The organism is Brevundimonas sp., from assembly GCF_050729455.1.
GTDB lineage: Bacteria > Pseudomonadota > Alphaproteobacteria > Caulobacterales > Caulobacteraceae > Brevundimonas.
On the sequence record NZ_JBOHLI010000063.1, the window covers coordinates 1 to 17,298 of the forward strand.

Sequence of the window (17,298 nt, forward strand, 5' to 3'; positions counted from 1 at the left end):
CGCAACAGGCCGACCCGCTGCGCAGGATGAAAGCTGCGCGGCCCGGCCTGTTGCTCACCCCACGCTGCGAGGCGTAACTAACCCAAGGACTCTGGTCGCCGCTGGATGAAACCTCAGAGGCACGTCACAATGAAGCGGCGGGTGCTCACGAACTGCTGACGGCCTATGCCACAAAGGCGACGATCTCGCGTGGCGGCGATACAATCCGGTTTTTGGTTAAGCTGTACCGTGAGGTGCCCGAAGGGCTTCAAGCGCTTGCTCCAACGACGCGCACGCAATGGATGCGGTGGTTAGATCGCATTGAAGCTGATCTCGGTGATTTTCCACTCAAGTTGCTCAAAGCCAAAGGTGCCCGGCGAACATTGACCGAATGGCGGGACAGGTTTGCCTCGACACCACGCCAAGCGGACTATGCCATTCAGGTGTTGCGGCGCGTCCTGGCGGTGGGTGTCGAGCGGGAAGTGATTGCAGACAACCCAGCCGTGGGGATCAAGCAGCTCTATCGAGCCAACCGTGCTGACGTGGTTCTTTCAAGCGACGAGTTGGAAGCCGTCCTCGCCAAAGCGACTCCTCATGCTCGCTATGCCATTCGGCTGGCTGCGGCGACGGGGCTGCGCCGGGGCGATCTAGTCGCCCTTCGCTGGGATCAGGTTCTTGGGAACCGCATCGAGCTGAACACCGGAAAGAGTCGGGGTAGAACATTCGTTATTGCGCCGCTCACGGGGGACGGTGCGGCGGTGGTTGAGGATTTGCGCTCGGAACGAGAGCGTCAGATTGCGGAGGGGAGGGTTCCGTCGGCATTCGTCCTGACCACCGAACGCAGAACTGCGTGGCTTGGGCCATCACTCACTCAGGCCTTCATTCGTGCCGCGAAAGACGCAGGGGTATCAAAGGCGTTCCACGACCTGAGGGGGACGGCGGCAACACGGTACATTCAGGGCGAGTTTAGTCCGCAAGAAGTCGCGTCCTTCCTCGGTTGGGAGCGGTCCCGGGTCGATCAGATTATCCGACGATATGTCGATCCGGACCGTATTGCTCGGGACGCAATCGAGCGTCTTGAGCCGAAGCGCGTGACAGGCTAGAGGGAACGCTTGGCGAACGTCAGTGTAAACCGACCTGTAAACTGAAGCGATCGCGCTTCATTGATTTGTCGGTAGTGTGCTGAAATCGTTGAGAAATGCGGTCGTAGTTCAGAGGTAGAACGTCAGCTTCCCAAGCTGAATGTCGCGGGTTCGATTCCCGCCGGCCGCTCCAGCGTCTTCTTGATCTGATCCACGAAATGCGTGGCGGCAGGCCTGCGCTTCGGCGTCGACTCCAGTCGGGCGGAACGCTGGGGGGCGTGCAATTCCGCAATGAGGTCGTCGCGCGCCGAAGCGCCTGATCGGTCGGGGCGTGTCTGCGTCCCGGCCTGGCCCGCCCGTTGGCGCGTCGATCCCGCGATTGCGGTGGTGGCGATCGGCGCGCCAGGGTCCGAGGCTCCTCTCTGGGCGCTGCCGGCCCGAGTGGAGCATGTTTTATCCTTGGTGCTGAAAATGATTGTTTTCAGTTTTTGACGTAATCAGCGTCTAGATTTGGTCTCCGGCTGGATCATTTGTTAAATTAAATACTGACAATGCAGTTCTGAATTCAGTATTTTTGTCTCTGGCGACTTCATTCCCCGCCAACGAATAGACGTTATGGTCTATTCATCTCTCCAGATATCCCCGGCATGAGGGATGTCTCTGTGAATATTTTGGGGTATGTTGGCCGCGGTCGGGGATCAAGCTTCGCTTTCGGCGACGCGGCGACCGCCTCCATGATGCGAGGGGCGGGTCAGCCCTTGGGAGGTTCGGCGTGAGCCAGAGTCTGGTCTTTCACTCGTCGTCGCGCGATCCCTTCCGGGGCGCGGCGGGTCATCGGCGCAGTGAGGAAGGTCGGGGCGATCCGCCCATGCCGCGCGAGGCGGCGCGCATTGACGCCGTCTGCGGTCAGGCCATCGCCAATTGGATCGAGGGCGAGCGCCGGGCGCGGCTGATCCTGTCGCGCGATCTGGAGGTCATGTGGATGAACGCGGCCGCGCGCGCCCTGCGCGACGAGGGCGAGGCGTTCGAGGTCGATGACGGCCGTCTGGCGCCGCGTTCGCCGGTCATCGCCGTCCTGGTCGCCTCGGCGCGGCCGGACGAGGCGCGCTGCGCGGTCGTGCCGGGCGAGGGTGGGTCAGGCGAGAGCGAGCGCCACTGGGTGGCCTGGGCGCGCGAGGTCTGCGGGCCGCCCGACGCCCTGATCGGTCTGACGCTGCAGAGGGCGCGCAGCGAGACGCGTTTTCAGGCCCTGATCGACAATCATTTCCTGACCCGCGCCGAGGGGCGGATCGTCGAAATGCTGCTGGCCGGCGTCGAGACGGGCCGGATCGCCCAGGCGCTGGATATCTCGATCGAGACCCTGCGCACCCATCTGAAGCACGCCTATCAGAAGCTGGGCGTGCGCAGCCGGGGCGAACTGTTCGCCGAGGCGATCAGCTTCGTCGGCCCCTAGGGCGTTTTTGCTCTAGGCGGGCGGCGCCGCAACCTGAACGGCAGGGGGCGCGGCGACCGGCGCCGTAGCCGCGACGGCGGGATCAGCCTGGACCAGAAGGGGGCCGAGCGCGAAGGCGGCGACCGCGGCGCCGGCCGACAGGGCCAGCACGGCGACAATGACATAGGCCGCGGCCGAGCTGGAACGCCGGCGACGGAAGCCGCCTGTCTTGACGCCGCGAATGATCACGAACGGGCGTTGGCTGAAGGCTTCGGAGCCGATGATATTATGCTGGGACAAGAACGCGCTCCCCGACTGTCCAGGAATGGATCAGTTCAGAGAGCGGCCCCATGAGGCGAAAGGATGGCGAACGCCGGTCCCCGGCGTCGTTCAACTTCCGAGGGTGACAGCGGCCAAACGCCCGCCGCGCGTCTGAACCCGCTTCATCAGCACCACGATGTCGTCGCCCGCCTTGACCGGCGAGATCAGGAACCAGCTGCCGTCTGGCAGGCCGGTGAAGCGGAAGGCGTCGGCGGCGCAGGCCTGGGCGCGTTCGAACGCGCGGTAGTCGGCGGCCTGTTCCCCGGCCGAGCGGGCGCGCACCACGGCGGCGGGCGCGGCGGCGCTTTCGGTCGAGCCATAGAGCCGCTGCATCCGGGCGCGGGTGTAGCCGGTGTCGGGGATCAGGCCGACATTGCCGACGCAGTGGAAGGTCTTGCCGTCCTGGGCGAAGGCGACGCGGCCCTCGATCGAAGCCTGACCCGCGCGGGTCGACCAGGCGAAGGCGTCGGCGCTGAATTCGGTCGAGGCGGCGGTCCCGCCGCCCATGGGCATGGTGGCGCAGGCGCTCAGCGCCAGTCCGCCCGCGAGGACGGCGACAAGGGCGAGGGAAGGGCGACGGGTCGTCATGGAGGGGCTCCCGAAACTCGTTTCAAGCTCTACGGGAATGACGCCCGAAGGCGAGACGAGTCAAGGTTGCCCGGCGTCGCGGCGTGGGCCACAAGGGGCGCCGGAGACCGGACGCAGAGACCGGCCGAGAAACGATTTCAGGGACTTCATGACCGTCACCATCGACGACATCCGTGCGGCGCAGAAACGCATCGCCGGCCAGGTCGACCGCACGCCCGTCCGCTATTCCCGCCGCCTGTCGCAGCTGACCGGCGCCGAGATCTGGATCAAGTACGACAACCTGCACTTCACCGGCAGCTTCAAGGAGCGCGGCGCCCTGAACCGGCTGCTGCAGCTGACGCCGGAGGAGCGCAAGCGCGGCGTGGTCGCCGCCTCGGCGGGCAACCACGCCCAGGCCCTGGCCTATCACGGCGGCCGCCTCGGCGTGCCCGTGACCATCGTCATGCCCGAGGGCACCCCCTTCGTGAAGGTGGACGGTACCCGCGCCCATGGCGCCAATGTCGTCATCCACGGTCTCGATTTCTCGGCCTCGACCGAGGAGGCCAAGCGGCTTCAGGCCGAGCACGGCTATGTCTTCGTCTCGGCCTTCGACGACGAAGGCATCGTGGCGGGCCAGGGCGTCTGCGGCCTGGAGTTCCTGGAGGACGCGCCCGATCTCGACGCCCTGATCATCCCCATCGGCGGCGGCGGCCTGATCGCCGGCAGCGCCATCGCCGCCAAGGCGATCAAGCCCGGCATCAAGATCTTCGGCGTCGAGGCCGCTCGCTATCCCTCCTTCACCGCGCGGCGTCGCGGCGAGCCGGCCAAGTGCAGCGGCCAGACCATAGCCGAAGGCATCGCCATCAAGGCTGTAGGCGAAATCCCCTTCAATCTGGCCGACGCCCTGATCGACGAGGTCTTCGTCTGCGAGGAGGCCGATTTCGAGCGCGCCGTCTCCTATCTGGTCACGCTGGAGAAGACGGTGGCCGAGGGCGCCGGGGCCGGCGGACTGGCCGCCATCCTGGCCAATCCTGAGCGCTTCAAGGGCATGAAGGTCGGCATCGAGCTGACCGGCGGCAATATCGACGCGCGGATGCTGGCCGTGGTGCTGAACCGCGAAATGGTCCGCGAGAAGCGCCTGATCGTCTATCGCATCCTGGGCGACGACCGCCCGGGGATGCTGTCGGCCATGGCCGCCGTGATCGGCGGCCTAGGCGGCAATATCATCGACGTCGTGCACAACCGGCTGGCGCTGGACGTGCCGGCCAAGGGGGCGGAGTTCGACATCATGGTCGAGACCCGCGACGCCAGACACGCCGAGGACATCGGCCAGGCCTTGAAGGACAAGGGTTATGAACTTCGCATGGGCTAAGCCCGCACTCGTCGCGGCGTCCACCGCCGCCCTGCTGGCCACGGCCGCCTGCAACCGCCAGCCCGCCATGTCTGGGGCGGACCTGGCCAAAAACGCCGAGGCCGCCGCAGCCTTCATGAAGACCAACGCCTCGGCGGAAGGGGTGCAAACCCTGCCGTCGGGCCTGCAGTACAAGGTGGTTGCCAGCGGCCCGGCCGGGGGTGTCCGTCCCGACCGCAATGATTTGGCGAGCGTCGACTACGAAGGCAGCCTGACGGACGGCACGGTTTTCGACAGCTCGTTCAAGCGCGGCTCGCCCGCCGTCTTCAGTCCCGAGCAGGTCGTGCCGGGCTGGACCGAGGCCCTGCAACTGATGAAGCCCGGCGACGAATGGCTGCTCTACGTCCCGCCGGAACTGGGCTACGGCGAAGCGGGCGGCCCGCCGCTGATCCCGGGCAACGCCGTCCTGGTGTTCCGGCTCAAGCTGCTCGACGTCGAGCCCGTCCCCGGCGGCGGTCGCGGCCTGGGCTCGGCCGACGTCTAAAATCCTTCTCCCCTTGCGGGAGAAGGTGGCAGGCGAAGCCTGACGGATGAGGGGTGACGGCGGCGCCGCTTGATGTTCAGGCGGAACCGGCGGCGCCCCATTTTCTTGAACGCTGCGCTGACACCCCTCATCCGAGCGCCTGCGGCGCCCACCTTCTCCCTCAAGGGGAGAAGGACCACTCCGCTCTGACCGTCTCGTCCGCTTCCCCCGCCAGCCGCGCCTCGCGCAACTCAGCGAACCGCTCGGCGTCCAGCCGCGACAACGCCCAGACCGCCGCCCCGCGCACTACGGGCGCCGGGTCGTCCAGCAGGCCCTCGACCGGCGCGATCAGCCCGGCGTCGCCGGAATTCCCCGCCGCATAGAGCACGTTGCGAATGAACCGGTCCCGCCCGATCCGCTTGACCGGGCTCTTGGTGAACAGGGCGCGGAACGCCGGATCGTCCAGCGCCAGCAGGTCAGCCAACCGCGGCCCCTTCAGGGCGTCGCGCGCGTGCAGCCGGGCCTCGGACGCCCCTTGCGCGAACTTGTTCCACGGACAGGCGCCCAGACAGTCGTCGCAGCCGTAGATGCGCGGACCCGCCGCGATGCGGAACTCGACGGGCCAAGGCTCCGCATACTCGATGGTCAGATAGGACAGGCAGCGCCGGGCGTCGATCTGGAACGGCGCAGGAAAGGCGTTGGTGGGGCAGGCGTCCAGACAGGCGGTGCAGCGGCCGCAATGCTCGGTCTCAGCCTCGTCGGCTTCGATCTCGGCGGCGGTCAGGATGACGCCGAGGAACAACCAGTTGCCGTGGGTGCGGCTCAACAGATTGGTGTGCTTGCCCTGCCAGCCCAGACCGGCGCGCTGGGCCAGGGGCTTCTCCATCAGGGGGGCGGTGTCGACGAAGACCTTGACCTCCTGGCCCAGCCGCGCCGCCATCTGACCGGCCAGGATCTTCAGCCGCCCCTTGATGACCTCGTGATAGTCGTCGCCGCGCGCATAGACGGAAATATAGCCCGCCGACCGGTCCTCAAGCTCGGGCAGGGGATCGGCCTCGGGGCCGTAGTTCATGCCCAGGACGATGGCGGTCTTCGCCCCGTCCCACATGGCGGTGGGGTGGGCGCGGCGCTCCAGCGTCGTCTCCATCCAGCCCATGTCGCCGTGCCGCCCGGCCTCGACAAAATGGGCCAGCTTCTCGCCCGCGCTCCACGGTTCGCTGGCCGAGGCGAAGCGGCACACGCCGAAGCCCAGTTCGGCGGCGCGTTGTCGGATGAAGATGCGGGGATCGGCCGCCATGACGGGGCCTTTGCCCCTGTTAGCCTCAGAAGTCGAGGTCGGCGTACCAGGTCGCCGGAGGGACGCCGGGGAAACGGTCGGTCAGCAGGGGCCGGAAACAGGGCCGCGACTTCAGCTTGGAATACCAGGTCCTCAGCGACGGATACGACGCCCAAGTGATCTCGCCGAAATAGTCCAGCACCGACAGGTGTCCCGCCGCGATCAGGTCGGCCTGGCTGAGCCGACGCCCGGCCAGCCATTCGCGACCGGCGGCCAGAGCCTCCAGCATGGCCAGATGGGCACGCAGGGCGTCACGGCCCTCGCGCAGCATCCGCGCCTCGGGCGGGCCCAGCCGCAGCAGGGGCTTTTCCATCCGCTCGTGCAGCAGGACGGCGTCCACCTCGTCGATGAAGCGGCGGTTGAACCAGGCGGTCAGGCGGCGGGCCTCGGCGCGCTCGCCTATGTCAGCGGGCATCAGGACGTCGCCCTTGGCGCGGTCCTCGATCCAGCCGAGGATGGCGTCGGCTTCGCACAGGGTCAGGGTCTTGCCCTTGTCCGCCACGGTCAGGACCGGCGGCATCCCGGAGGGGTTGAGGTCGAAGAGAGGGCAGTCGTCCTCCCACGGCTTGACCGGTTCTTCGCCGAAATCGATGCGCGCTTCGCCCAGCGCCAGTCGCGCCGTGCGCGAGCCGGGGTGGAAGGCGAAATGATAGAGGACGGCGGGCGCGGACATTGCTCCACCCATGCGCCCTCGCTCGTTAAGGGGGCGTTTACCGCGACGCTCGGTCGCGGGTCAGGACCAGGGGCCGGACCGGATCGCCAGCGGCTCGGCGACGGCCGGCGCCTCGGCGGGCGCGTCGCGACGACCGTGCCCCTCGCCGCGCCCGCGCGGGTCGGCGTGGATCAGCAGGTCGGCGTGGGGGAAGGCGGCCAGGATGCGCTGCTCGGCCTCGACCACGATGGCGTGGGCCGCCTCCAGCGTCAGGCTCGGTTCCAGATCGACGTGCATCTGGATCATCAGCACCTGACCGGCCATGCGGGTGCGCAGCTGGTGCACGCCGGAAATGCGCGGATCGGCCAGGACGGCGGCGACCACGGCGGCGCGGTCGGCGTCCGGCGCGGCGTGGTCCAGCAGGTGATCGGCGGCGTCGCGCAGGATGGAGGTCGCCCCCCAGAACAGCCAGACCGCCACCACCAGGCCCGCCGCCGCGTCCAGCCCAGGTGCGTTGAGGAAGGCGCCCGAAACCACGCCGATCAGCACCACGACATTGGCGGCCAGATCGGCGGCGTAGTGGGCGCGGTCGCCCGCCACGGCCAGGGACGCGGTCTTCTTCATCGCCTGGGTCTGCATCCACACCAGCCACAGGGTGACGGCGATGGAGACCACGACCACGCCGACGGCCCAGCCGCCTGCGGTGACGGGCCGGGGATCGAAGATGCGCTGCACCGCGTCCCAGCCGATGAAGACGGCGGAAGCGAAGACCAGACCCGCCTGCACTAGCGCCGCCAGGGCCTCGGCCTTGCCGTGGCCGTAGCGATGCTCCTCGTCGGGCGGGGCGGCGGCCCAGCGCACGGCGAAGAAGGTGGCCAGGGAGGCGATCAGGTCCAGCGACGAATCCGCCAGCGTCGCCAGAATCGACACCGAGCCCGAGGCGCCCAGGGCGAAGGCCTTCAGCACGATCAGGACGACAGCCGTTCCCACCGACAGGGTGGTGATGCGGCGGGTCGCCGCGTGGGCGTCGTCGAGGGAGGAGGCGGTCATCCCCGCCCTTGTCGCGCAAAACCGCGCATCCGCCAATGGCGGCGTCTTGTCCGGGGCGCTAAGGAAGACCGTGCCCGGCGCTCGACGGCCGGTTGAAGCGGAGTTTCCATGGCGGACTGGCTGACGGCGATCCTTCTGGGTCTGGTCGAGGGATTGACCGAATTCATACCGGTGTCGTCCACCGGCCACCTGCTGCTGCTGGGGCATTTCCTCGGCTTTGAAAGCACCGGCAAGACGTTCGAGATCGTCATCCAGCTGGGCGCCCTGCTGGCCATCATCAGCGTCTATTTCAAGCGGCTGTGGACGCTGGCGACGCGCTGGCCCTTCGACCCCGAGGCGCGGCGCTTCCTGATCGGCCTGCTGCTGGCCTTCGTCCCCGCCGTGGTGATCGGCTTCTTCGCCTACGGCTTCATCAAGACGGTGCTGTTCGAGACGCCGCTGGTGGTCTGCGTCGCCCTGATCGTCGGCGGACTGCTGCTGCTGTGGCTGGATCGGATGAAGAAGATCCCGACCTATCTGGACGCCGACCGCTATCCCTACCGGGTCTATTTCCTGATCGGCCTGTTCCAGTGCCTGGCCATGATCCCCGGCGTGTCGCGCTCGGGCGCCACCATCGCCGGCGGACTTCTGCTGGGCACGGACAAGCGGTCGGCGGCCGAGTTCAGCTTCTTCCTGGCCCTGCCGACCATGGGGGCGGCGGTCGCCTATGACCTGTTCAAGAACCGCGACGTGCTGGACTTCACCGATCTGGGCCTGATCGCCGTCGGCTTCCTCGCCGCCTTCCTGACGGCCCTGGCGGTGGTGCGCTTCCTGCTGGACTTCGTGTCCAGGCACGGCTTCGGCCCCTTCGCCTGGTGGCGGATCGCGGTGGGCGTGGCGGGGATCGTCGGGCTGGCCGTGACGGGCGCCCTCTAGAGCATGATCGTTTTAGACGGAACCGCTGCGCGGTTACGGCTGAAGCGTGAATCATGCTCTCGCTTATATCTGGAGCCTGATTCACCGTATCGGCGGAATCGCGAAGCGATTCCTCCTCAACGGATCAGGCTCTAGGGCCAAGGAAAAACCCCTCGGGATCGCGTCCCGAGGGGTTTTTCGTAATCAGGCCGATCAGGCGGCGGTCGGATTCTCGGCGTACTGGCCGCCGACGCGATAGCGCCACAGATAGGACGGGGCGATGGCTTCCAGTCCGGTGGGGTCGATCCCCAGTTCGGCCAGACCCTCGGTGCCGGGCGAGACCACGTTGTCGCTTTCCAGCAGCAGCACCTGATCCTTGGTCAGGGCCGGGGCCAGGCCGATCATGGCCGGGATCTGGGCCAGCGAGCCGATCATGCGGGCGACGGGGAAGGGCAGGGGGATCAGGAAGGGCGAGCGTTTCGTCTCGCGCAGGATCAGCTTCAGAATATCCTTGAAGCTCCAGACCGCCGGGCCGCCCAGTTCGAAGGTCTTGCCTTCCGCGCCCGGCGTCTCGACGGCGCGGGCGATGGCCTCGGCCACGTCGCCGACATAGACGGGCTGGAACCTGGTCTGGCCGCCGCCGATCAGCGGCAGGGCCGGCGAGAAGGTCGCCATGGCGCCGAACTTGTTCAGGAAGTTGTCGCCGGCGCCGAAGACGACGGACGGACGGATCACCACGGCGCCGGGGAAGGCGGCGCGCACGGCGATTTCGGCCCGGCCCTTGGTGCGGGCGTATTCGGCCTTGCCGTTCACGTCGGCGCCCAGGGCCGACATATGCACCAGACGCTTGACGCCCGCCGCCTTGGCGGCCTCGGCGACATTGACCGCGCCCGCGACGTGCGAGGTTTCGAACTTGCCGCCGGCGCCCTCGAACAGGATGCCGACCAGATTGATCGCGGCGTCGGCGCCCTTGAGCGCGGCGGCCACATCGGCGGGCTTGGTGATGTCGCACAGCAGAGGCTGGATCTGGCCGACGTCGCCCAGCGGGCGCAGGTCATAGGCCAGGGCGGGTTTGCGCACCGCCACCCGCACGCGCCAGCCGCGCTTGGCCAGCGCCCGCACCACCTGGGCTCCGATGAAACCGGAGCCTCCGAAGACGGTGATCAGACCAGGACCGAAGTCAGCCATCATATGCTCCACGCCAGAACTCCGGCCGCACGCGCGCCCGAAGGAGAATTCAATGCGCGCGGCTTAGCCGATGCGTCGCCTCGCCGCAACGCGGGGCTAGTCGGCGCGGAACACGACCTCGCCATCGACCACGGTCAGGACGGCGCGCCCCTTGGGAATTTCGGCGGCGGGCACGGTCATCAGATCGATGTCGAAGGCGGTGAAGTCGGCCCGCTTGCCGACCTCGATGGTGCCCAGCTCGGCCTCGCGGAAGCTGGCGTAGGCGGGCCACAGGGTGAACATCTTCAGCGCCGTCGCCCGGTCCACGGCCTCGTTCGGGCGCCAGTCCGGCCCCTGGAAGCCGTTCAGGTCGCGCCGCGCCACGGCGGCGTAGAACTCGATCAGGGGATCGCCGCGCTCGACCGGCGCGTCCGAGCCGCCGACCACGATCACCCCCCGGTCCACCAGGGTGTGCCAGGCATAGGCCCCGTCCAACCGGGCGTCGCCCAGTCGGTCGGCGGCGAAATGCAGGTCGCCGATGGCGTGGCTGGGCTGCATCGAGGCGATGATCGGCAGTTCGTCGAAGTAGTGATAGTCCGAGGGCCGGATGATCTGGGCGTGCTCGATGCGCCAGCGCGGATCGGCCAGTTTCCACTCGGACTTGGGCACGGACCGCAGGGCCTCCTCGTACCAGGCCGCGACATCGTGGTTGCCCTGGTCGCCGATGGCGTGGGTGGCGATCTGGACGCCGCTGCGCAGGGCCTCCTGATACAGCGGCATGACCGTCTCGCGCGAGGCCAGCATCAGGCCCGAGGTGTCGGGTCGGTCGGCATAGGGCTCGAACAGCTTGGCCCCGCGCGAGCCCAGGGCGCCGTCGGCGTAGAACTTGATCGCCCGGGTGATGATCCGCCCGTCGGCGGCGTCGCGCGGTCCGCCCGCCATCAGGGCGCGGGCGTCGCCCATGTCGATGCTGTTGTAGACCCGCAGCGGCGCCTCGCCGTCGCGCGCCATCTGCTCCATCAGGGGCACGTCCTTCCACGGCGCGCTCATGAAGTGGATTCCGGTCCAGCCGTAGCGGGCGTAGACGCCGAAGCCCGCGCGATAGGCCGCCCGCGTCGCCGCTGCGTCGGCTTGCGGCGTCAGCGGCTCGACCAGCACCATGGCCCCGTCGACCAGCAGGCCAGTGGGTTGGCCGTCGGCGCCCTTCAGAATCTCGCCGCCCGAGGGGGCGGGCGTGGCCGCATCGACCCCGGCGGCGGCCAGAGCGGCGCTGGAGATCGCGACCGCATGGCCGTCGGCCCGGCTCAGCAGCACCACCCGGCCGGGGGCGGCGGCGTCCAGATCGGCGGCGGTCAGGAAGCGCTTCTCGGGCCAGTGGGTCTCGATCCAGCCGCGTCCGACGATGACGCCCTCGGGGTGAGCTTTCGCCCACTCGCTCAGCCGCGCCATGGCCTCGACGACCGAGGCCGAGCCTTCGAGGTTCAGCGTCATCTCGCGCCAGCCGATGCCGTCCAGATGGGCATGGCCGTCGGTGAAGCCGGGAAACAGGGTCGCCCCCTTCAGGTCGATCACCTGCATGTCGGCGGGGCCGGCAAATGCCGTGACGGCGCCCACCGACATGATCCGTCCGTCGCGGACGATCACCTGCTCGGCGGTCGGTTGGGCGGGGTTGCCGGTGTAGATGGTGCCGCCATGGATCACCAGGTTCTGGGCCAGGGCCGAGGGCGCGGCTGCGGCCATCAGGGCGGCGGCCAGAGCGACGCCTAGGGGCAGGGCTTTCAGGGTGTTTCGGATCATCGGCGCCTCCAGTTGCGGCGCAGGGGAACCGCAGCCGGGCTTGGCGTCAAGCGATCACGCGCGCATCATCGCGACATGAAGCTGTTCACCATCGGCTACGAAGGCTCCACCCAGGCCCAGGTCATCGACCGGCTGAAGGCGGCGGGGGTCGAACTGGTCGCCGACGTGCGCGCCGTCGCCTCGTCGCGCATCGCGGGCTTTTCCAAGACGGTGCTGGGCGAGAGCCTGAAGGCCGAGGGGCTCGATTATCTGCAGCTGCGGGCGCTCGGCACGCCCAAGGCCGGGCGCGACGCGGCGAGGAAGGGCGACGTGGCGGCCATGCACGCCATCTTCAACGCCCACATGCAGGAGCCCGACGCCGAGGCCGCCTTCCAGCAACTGCGTCATGTGGCGGGGCAGAAGCGCGTCGCCCTCTTGTGTTTCGAGGCCGAGGCCTGCGGCTGCCACCGCGCCGTCCTTGCCGACCGTCTGGCCCGCGAGGACGAGGCTGAGGTGGTGAACCTCTAGGCCGGACTCGCCTTCAGCACGGCAAGCACGGCGGATGTGCCGAACAGAAGCCAGTCGTTGGTCACATGGGCGACAGCGGACGACCAGGGGCTCTTGGTGAGGATGAAGGGCGCCGTGAGCACCAGGCGCGCTATGCCAATGATGCCCAGCGCCTGAAGCAGATTCCAGCCGTAGGTCGGCAGGTGAAGGGCGCCGAACAGCAGGGCCGAGAGAATCCAGGCCGCTGCGATCGCCGTTCGGCGGCCGGTCTTCAGTCCCCGGCTGCAAACGGTCAGGATCGCCAGGAAAGGCAGGATGGTGACCAACTCCTCACCCAGAAGTTGGGGCAGGGTGACGGCGAAGAAGAGGGCGAGGTCGAGGCCCTGCATCTGGCCGATCTGGGCTATGGCGGGGTTGGCGGTCGTGACGCTGGTGTGGATGACCAACAGTGCAGTCAGCGTCGTCGCCAGCAGGTTTAGCGGCGCGAAGGCCAGGCCGATCCACAGGTCTCTCGCCCTCAAGGGGGGAAACAGGGCTCGCCACGCCGGACCGGCGGCAAGGCGAAGGCCCAGCACCGGCAGTCCTGCGAACAGCAGCGCCCCCGCCCACCGACCGGCCTGTCCGGGCAGCAGCGTCGGCGCCGCGATCAGCACCAAGAAGCCGACGCAGCAGAACAACAGGACCAGCAGCCATTGCCGCCCTGACAGCGCGACCGGCTGGCCATTGTAGTAAGGAAAGTCGCGATCCGTCATGCGCGCTCCCATGGCCGATAGGAGGAGGGGAAGCCTTACGGATGCCCCACCAGCTGATCCACCGACCCGGTCGTGACCGGATGATAGAGGGGCCGCGCCTTGGCGTAGATGCGCGTGGCGTTGGCCCGGCCCCAGTCGCCCTCGCCCCACAGGGTCTGGAACAGGGGGAGGACGAATTTGCGACGGCCCTGGCTGGTCAGGAAGCGGTCGGCGGTGGCCACGGCCGGTTCATAGTGATGCTTCAGGGCGATCTGCAGCCAGGCGAAGGTCAGTTCGGCGTTGCCCTCGTTGGCCAGGTTCAGCGTCTTTTCCAGATCGGCCAATTGCGCCGTCGTCAGCCAGCGGCCCGAGCCATCGCCGACCGGAGGACGCCAGGCCAGGAAGCGCTGGCGCTGCTGGGTGTTCCACTGGCCCCACGGAATGTCCGAGGCCTTGCCGCCGTTGGCCGAGAAGGCCCAGGCCGCGCGATCGACGGGGACGAAGGCGTCCGACACCGGCGGGACCCAGTTCGACGGCATGCCCGGTTGGTAGATCCAGTTCTCCAGCTGCAGCTGGGCCTCTAGCGCGGCGTCGCCCTTGATCAGGTGCTCGCGGATGTCGGCCAGGAAGCCGACGTCGGTCATGGGCTGGAAGGCGTGGCGGTCGAAATAGCCGCGCAGCCAGGCGTCGAAGGTCTCGCGACCGACGATGCGTTCGATGGTGCGCAGCATGGCCGCGCCCTTCTCATAGGGCACGCCCGACAGGCCGTCGTCGGGGTCGCGCCCCGTCAGGTCGATGTGCAGCTTGGTGTCGTCCGGCGCGGTGGTCGCCAGTTCCGCCGACAGCTCGCCCCAGCCCAGCACCTGCTCCTGCATAGCGCGGTCGCGGCCGTAGAGGGATTCCATGATCCGGTTCTCGAAATAGACGGTGGTGCCTTCATTCAGCCAGATGTCCGACCACGTCGCATTGGTCACCAGATTTCCGGACCAGCTGTGCGCCAGCTCGTGCGCCACCAGCGAGACCAGCGACTGATCCCCGGCGATGATGGTCGGGGTGGCGAAGGTCAGGCGCGGGTTCTCCATGCCGCCGAAGGGGAAGCTGGGCGGCAGGACCAGCAGATCATACCGGCCCCAGGGATAGGGGCCGTACAGGGCCTCGGCCGCGTCCACCATGCGCGGGGTCGACACCAGCTCGGCGCGGGCGGCCTCCAGACGGCTCGGCTCGGTCCAGACGCCGGTGCGGCCGTCGAACGAGGCGAAGGCGATGTCGCCGATGGCGATGGCCATCAAATAGGGCGGGATCGGACGATCCATGTCGAAGCGCCAGGCCTTCTGACCCGCAGCGGCGGCTTCGCCGGTCGGCGTCAGGTGCTCGGCGGACATGACCACGGTCAGGTCGGCGGGGGCATTGATGCGGGCGGAATAGGTCTGGCGGATGCCGGGGCTGTCCTGCGTCGGCACCCAGGTGCGAGTCAGGATGGCCTGGCCCTGGCTGAACAGATAGGGCTTGGCGCCGCCCGCCGTCTGTTGCGGGCCGAGCCACTGCAGGGCCGCCGCGTCGGGGCGGGTGGCGTAGTCGACGACGATCTTCTGAACTTCAGTTCCGGCGAAGGCGGGCAGGTGGACGGTCAGGGCCTGACCCTTGATGGCGTCGACGGCGCCCAGCTCATAACGCAGGGGGCGACCCTGCACGTCGCGCACGCCGCGGATGTTCAGGTTCTTGGTGTCCAGCACCACCTCGGTCGCGCCGACGCGGCCGGTGACGTCCAGCGTCGCCGAGCCCGACAGGGTCTTGCTGGCGAAGTCGGCGGTCAGGTCCAGCGCCACATGGCCGACGCGCGCCTCGGCCGGGCGGGCGTTGGAGTGGATGTCGTTGGCGTAGGTGAAGGCCGGGGCGGCAGGGGCGAGGGGCGTCATCGGCACGCTTCCTGCGTCGGGGGCGGGGGCGGTGGCGCAGGCGCCGAGCGCTGCGGTCAGGGCGAGGGCGGATACCAGGCCGGCCAGCTTCAGGGTCATCGAACGCTCCGTATTCAGATGCGTGCGAAATGGCTCCCTCCGCCCCGAAAGATCAAGCCTTTGCTGAAGCCGGCGGCAGGTGCTGCGCCTTGAACAGCCGCCCCTTCTCGGCGCCTAGCACCAGCAGCAGGGCGAGGACGCCCAGGGCCGCGAACCCGACCGTCATCGGCACGGTGGTGCCGTCGAAATGCTGGCCGATCCAGAAGCCCAGCAGGGCCCCGCCGATGGTCGAGATGAAGCCCTGGGCCGAGGCCGCCGTGCCGGCGATATGGCCCATGGGCTCCATGGCCATGGAGCCGAAATTGCCGGCGATGAAGCCGAAGCAGAACATCTTGCAGGCCTGGAAGGCGGCGAAGACCCACAGGCTGTCATGCCCCGTATAGGCGACGAGGGCGTGCAGGAGGCTGAAGCCGATGAAGCCCATCAGCGCGGTGTGGGCGATCAGGCGCGAGCCCAGCTTTTCCACCATCCGCGAGTTCAGCACCGAGGCCAGGGCGATGCCGCCCGCCACCATGGCGAAGACGGTGGTGAACAGGCCGGGCGACTTGAAGACATCGAAGAAGATCTGCTGCGACGAGTTGATGAAGGCGAACAGGGCGCCGCTGATCGCCGTCATGGCCAGGGTGTAGCCCATGCCGATGCGGCTGGTCAGGGCCTGACCGAAGGCCCCGGCGATGCGCTTCACATGGATCGGCATCCGGTCTTCGGGATGCAGGGTCTCGGGCAGGCGCGTCGCCGCCCACAGCAGGAAGGCGCCGCCGAACAGGGCGAAGAAGCCAAAGATCCAGCGCCAGGGCGCCACCAGCATGATCAGCTGGCCGACCGTCGGGGCCAGGATGGGCACGCCGAGGAAGACGAGGAAGCTCAGCGACATGACCCGCGCCATGGTGCGCCCGGCATAGCGGTCGCGCACGATCGACACGGCCAGCACCCGCGTCGCCGCCGAGCCCAGACCCATGCCGATGCGCGACAGGATCAGCCACTCGAACGAATGGGCGAAGGCGGCCAGAATGCTGAAGCCCACATAGAGGCCGATGCCGATGAACAGGATGGGGCGGCGGCCGAACCGGTCAGCCAGAGGGCCGTAGAAGAGCTGCGCCCCGCCGAAGCCCAGCAGATAGGCGGTGATGACCCACTGGCGTGTGTTCTCGTTGGCGACGCCCAGATCCTCGCCGATGTGCGGCAGGGCCGGCAGCATGGCGTCGATGGCCAGGGCGTTCAGCGCCATCATGACCGCGATCAGGCAGACGAATTCGGCAAACCCCGGCCCCTTGGGGGCGGCGCCCGAACTTGAGTGCTTGGTGGTCGGGGCGCTGGTCATTGGGACCAGATGCGGGCTGCGTCAGGCTGACGCAACCCCGAAAGCTTATCTATTTCGCGCTGCAACATAACGTCAGCGTGAGGCGCCGCGCCCGGCGCTGACGTCGATGCGCGCTGTCACCGACATGCCGGGGGCCAGCCGCGCGGCGGCCTCCTGACCCGGATCGATGGCGATGCGGACCGGCACGCGCTGGGCCACCTTGGTGAAGTTGCCGGTGGCGTTGTCGGGGCGGATGACGCTGAACTCGGACCCGGTGGCGGGCGAGATGCGCTCGACCTTGCCCTTCAGTTTCGCCCCGCCGAGGGCGTCGACCGCGATCTCGACCGGCTGGCCGACGCGGATGTCGCGCATCTGCGTCTCCTTCATGTTGGCCGTGACCCAGACGACGTCGGGGACCAGGGCCGTCAGCTGCGTGCCGACGGCGACCTGCTGGCCCACGCGCACGCTGACCTCGCCCAGACGGCCGGCGCGCGGGGCGGTGATGCGGGTGTTGTCCAGGTCGATCTGGGCCAGCCGCACCTGGGCGCGGGCGTTCTCGACGGCGGCCTCCAGCGAGCCGCGCCCGACCACGGCCGAGGTGACGCCGGTCTGGGC

General features: G+C 68.3%; 17 protein-coding genes and 1 tRNA gene. 7 read left to right on the plus strand and 11 right to left on the minus strand.

Annotation, left to right across the window (positions count from 1 at the left end):
• Positions 1-212 precede the first annotated feature (212 nt).
• The 3 genes from ACREEF_RS13815 (at position 213) to ACREEF_RS13825 (ending at position 2,514) form a co-directional block, all read left to right on the plus strand.
• Positions 213-1,082 (plus strand): tyrosine-type recombinase/integrase, encoded by an 870-nt coding sequence (locus ACREEF_RS13815; RefSeq protein ID WP_431566151.1) that lies wholly within the window; start codon positions 213-215, stop codon positions 1,080-1,082.
• A gap of 97 nt (positions 1,083-1,179) precedes the next feature.
• Positions 1,180-1,254: transfer RNA gene (locus ACREEF_RS13820), tRNA-Gly, on the plus strand.
• 579 nt (positions 1,255-1,833) lie between these two features.
• Positions 1,834-2,514, plus strand: a complete 681-nt coding sequence (locus ACREEF_RS13825) for a helix-turn-helix transcriptional regulator (protein ID WP_431566152.1) — start codon at positions 1,834-1,836, stop codon at positions 2,512-2,514.
• Between the two features lie 12 nt (positions 2,515-2,526).
• On the opposite strand, the gene ACREEF_RS13830 is transcribed toward ACREEF_RS13825, so the two are convergent.
• Complete coding sequence (locus ACREEF_RS13830; protein ID WP_431566153.1) at positions 2,527-2,793, minus strand: hypothetical protein; 267 nt, start codon at positions 2,791-2,793, stop codon at positions 2,527-2,529.
• Positions 2,794-2,883: 90 nt separating this feature from the next.
• Positions 2,884-3,402, minus strand: a complete 519-nt coding sequence (locus ACREEF_RS13835; protein WP_431566154.1) for a hypothetical protein — start codon at positions 3,400-3,402, stop codon at positions 2,884-2,886.
• 148 nt (positions 3,403-3,550) lie between these two features.
• On the opposite strand from ACREEF_RS13835, the gene ACREEF_RS13840 reads away from it, so the two are divergent.
• Complete coding sequence (locus ACREEF_RS13840) at positions 3,551-4,753, plus strand: threonine ammonia-lyase (RefSeq protein WP_431566155.1); 1,203 nt, start codon at positions 3,551-3,553, stop codon at positions 4,751-4,753.
• A complete protein-coding gene (locus ACREEF_RS13845) occupies positions 4,734-5,276 on the plus strand; it encodes an FKBP-type peptidyl-prolyl cis-trans isomerase (protein WP_431566156.1) in 543 nt (180 codons plus the stop codon). The genes ACREEF_RS13840 and ACREEF_RS13845 overlap by 20 nt, the downstream gene beginning before the upstream one ends.
• Positions 5,277-5,436: 160 nt before the next feature.
• On the opposite strand, the gene queG is transcribed toward ACREEF_RS13845, so the two are convergent.
• From queG to ACREEF_RS13860, 3 genes are read right to left on the minus strand one after another with little or no spacing between them, the layout of a single operon-like run.
• A complete protein-coding gene (queG, locus tag ACREEF_RS13850; protein ID WP_431566157.1) occupies positions 5,437-6,552 on the minus strand; it encodes a tRNA epoxyqueuosine(34) reductase QueG in 1,116 nt (371 codons plus the stop codon).
• A gap of 25 nt (positions 6,553-6,577) precedes the next feature.
• Positions 6,578-7,264, minus strand: coding sequence for an FtsZ-binding protein FzlA (fzlA, locus tag ACREEF_RS13855; RefSeq protein WP_431566158.1), 687 nt, complete (start codon positions 7,262-7,264; stop codon positions 6,578-6,580).
• A gap of 60 nt (positions 7,265-7,324) precedes the next feature.
• Positions 7,325-8,293 carry a cation diffusion facilitator family transporter gene (locus tag ACREEF_RS13860; RefSeq protein ID WP_431566159.1) on the minus strand — a complete coding sequence of 323 codons (969 nt, stop codon included), beginning with the start codon at positions 8,291-8,293 and terminating at the stop codon, positions 7,325-7,327.
• Positions 8,294-8,401: 108 nt separating this feature from the next.
• Here ACREEF_RS13860 and ACREEF_RS13865 point away from each other — a divergent pair, with 108 nt between their 5' ends.
• Entirely contained in the window at positions 8,402-9,208 is an 807-nt protein-coding gene (locus ACREEF_RS13865) for an undecaprenyl-diphosphate phosphatase (protein WP_431566160.1), read from the plus strand.
• A 192-nt stretch (positions 9,209-9,400) separates the two neighbouring features.
• On the opposite strand, the gene ACREEF_RS13870 is transcribed toward ACREEF_RS13865, so the two are convergent.
• Complete coding sequence (locus tag ACREEF_RS13870; RefSeq protein ID WP_431566161.1) at positions 9,401-10,375, minus strand: complex I NDUFA9 subunit family protein; 975 nt, start codon at positions 10,373-10,375, stop codon at positions 9,401-9,403.
• A gap of 96 nt (positions 10,376-10,471) precedes the next feature.
• On the minus strand, positions 10,472-12,151 hold the full coding sequence (locus ACREEF_RS13875; RefSeq protein WP_431566162.1) for an amidohydrolase: 1,680 nt from the start codon (positions 12,149-12,151) through the stop codon (positions 10,472-10,474).
• A 75-nt stretch (positions 12,152-12,226) separates the two neighbouring features.
• Here ACREEF_RS13875 and ACREEF_RS13880 point away from each other — a divergent pair, with 75 nt between their 5' ends.
• On the plus strand, positions 12,227-12,658 hold the full coding sequence (locus tag ACREEF_RS13880) for a DUF488 family protein (RefSeq protein WP_431566163.1): 432 nt from the start codon (positions 12,227-12,229) through the stop codon (positions 12,656-12,658).
• Here the strand turns inward: ACREEF_RS13880 and ACREEF_RS13885 are convergent.
• From ACREEF_RS13885 to ACREEF_RS13900, 4 genes are all read right to left on the minus strand, one after another.
• Positions 12,655-13,389, minus strand: a complete 735-nt coding sequence (locus tag ACREEF_RS13885; protein WP_431566164.1) for a CPBP family intramembrane glutamic endopeptidase — start codon at positions 13,387-13,389, stop codon at positions 12,655-12,657. The two genes, ACREEF_RS13880 and ACREEF_RS13885, sit on opposite strands and share 4 nt — an antisense overlap.
• Before the next feature lie 35 nt (positions 13,390-13,424).
• Entirely contained in the window at positions 13,425-15,383 is a 1,959-nt protein-coding gene (locus tag ACREEF_RS13890; protein WP_431566165.1) for a M1 family metallopeptidase, read from the minus strand.
• Positions 15,384-15,435: 52 nt separating this feature from the next.
• Positions 15,436-16,704 (minus strand): multidrug effflux MFS transporter, encoded by a 1,269-nt coding sequence (locus tag ACREEF_RS13895; RefSeq protein ID WP_431566166.1) that lies wholly within the window; start codon positions 16,702-16,704, stop codon positions 15,436-15,438.
• Positions 16,705-16,776: 72 nt separating this feature from the next.
• Positions 16,777-17,298: HlyD family secretion protein (locus tag ACREEF_RS13900; RefSeq protein ID WP_431566167.1), on the minus strand; the 522-nt coding region annotated here is incomplete at its 5' end.

Excerpts from the sequence above, each read along its gene's own strand:
- ACREEF_RS13835 (WP_431566154.1), bottom strand. The coding sequence starts at position 3,402 with ATGACGACCCGTCGCCCTTCCCTCGCCCTTGTCGCCGTCCTCGCGGGC.
- ACREEF_RS13840 (WP_431566155.1), top strand. The coding sequence starts at position 3,551 with ATGACCGTCACCATCGACGACATCCGTGCGGCGCAGAAACGCATCGCC.
- ACREEF_RS13845 (WP_431566156.1), top strand. The coding sequence starts at position 4,734 with ATGAACTTCGCATGGGCTAAGCCCGCACTCGTCGCGGCGTCCACCGCC.
- queG (WP_431566157.1), bottom strand. The coding sequence starts at position 6,552 with ATGGCGGCCGATCCCCGCATCTTCATCCGACAACGCGCCGCCGAACTG.
- fzlA (WP_431566158.1), bottom strand. The coding sequence starts at position 7,264 with ATGTCCGCGCCCGCCGTCCTCTATCATTTCGCCTTCCACCCCGGCTCG.
- ACREEF_RS13860 (WP_431566159.1), bottom strand. The coding sequence starts at position 8,293 with ATGACCGCCTCCTCCCTCGACGACGCCCACGCGGCGACCCGCCGCATC.
- ACREEF_RS13865 (WP_431566160.1), top strand. The coding sequence starts at position 8,402 with ATGGCGGACTGGCTGACGGCGATCCTTCTGGGTCTGGTCGAGGGATTG.
- ACREEF_RS13870 (WP_431566161.1), bottom strand. The coding sequence starts at position 10,375 with ATGGCTGACTTCGGTCCTGGTCTGATCACCGTCTTCGGAGGCTCCGGT.
- ACREEF_RS13875 (WP_431566162.1), bottom strand. The coding sequence starts at position 12,151 with ATGATCCGAAACACCCTGAAAGCCCTGCCCCTAGGCGTCGCTCTGGCC.
- ACREEF_RS13880 (WP_431566163.1), top strand. The coding sequence starts at position 12,227 with ATGAAGCTGTTCACCATCGGCTACGAAGGCTCCACCCAGGCCCAGGTC.
- ACREEF_RS13885 (WP_431566164.1), bottom strand. The coding sequence starts at position 13,389 with ATGACGGATCGCGACTTTCCTTACTACAATGGCCAGCCGGTCGCGCTG.
- ACREEF_RS13890 (WP_431566165.1), bottom strand. The coding sequence starts at position 15,383 with ATGACCCTGAAGCTGGCCGGCCTGGTATCCGCCCTCGCCCTGACCGCA.
- ACREEF_RS13895 (WP_431566166.1), bottom strand. The coding sequence starts at position 16,704 with ATGACCAGCGCCCCGACCACCAAGCACTCAAGTTCGGGCGCCGCCCCC.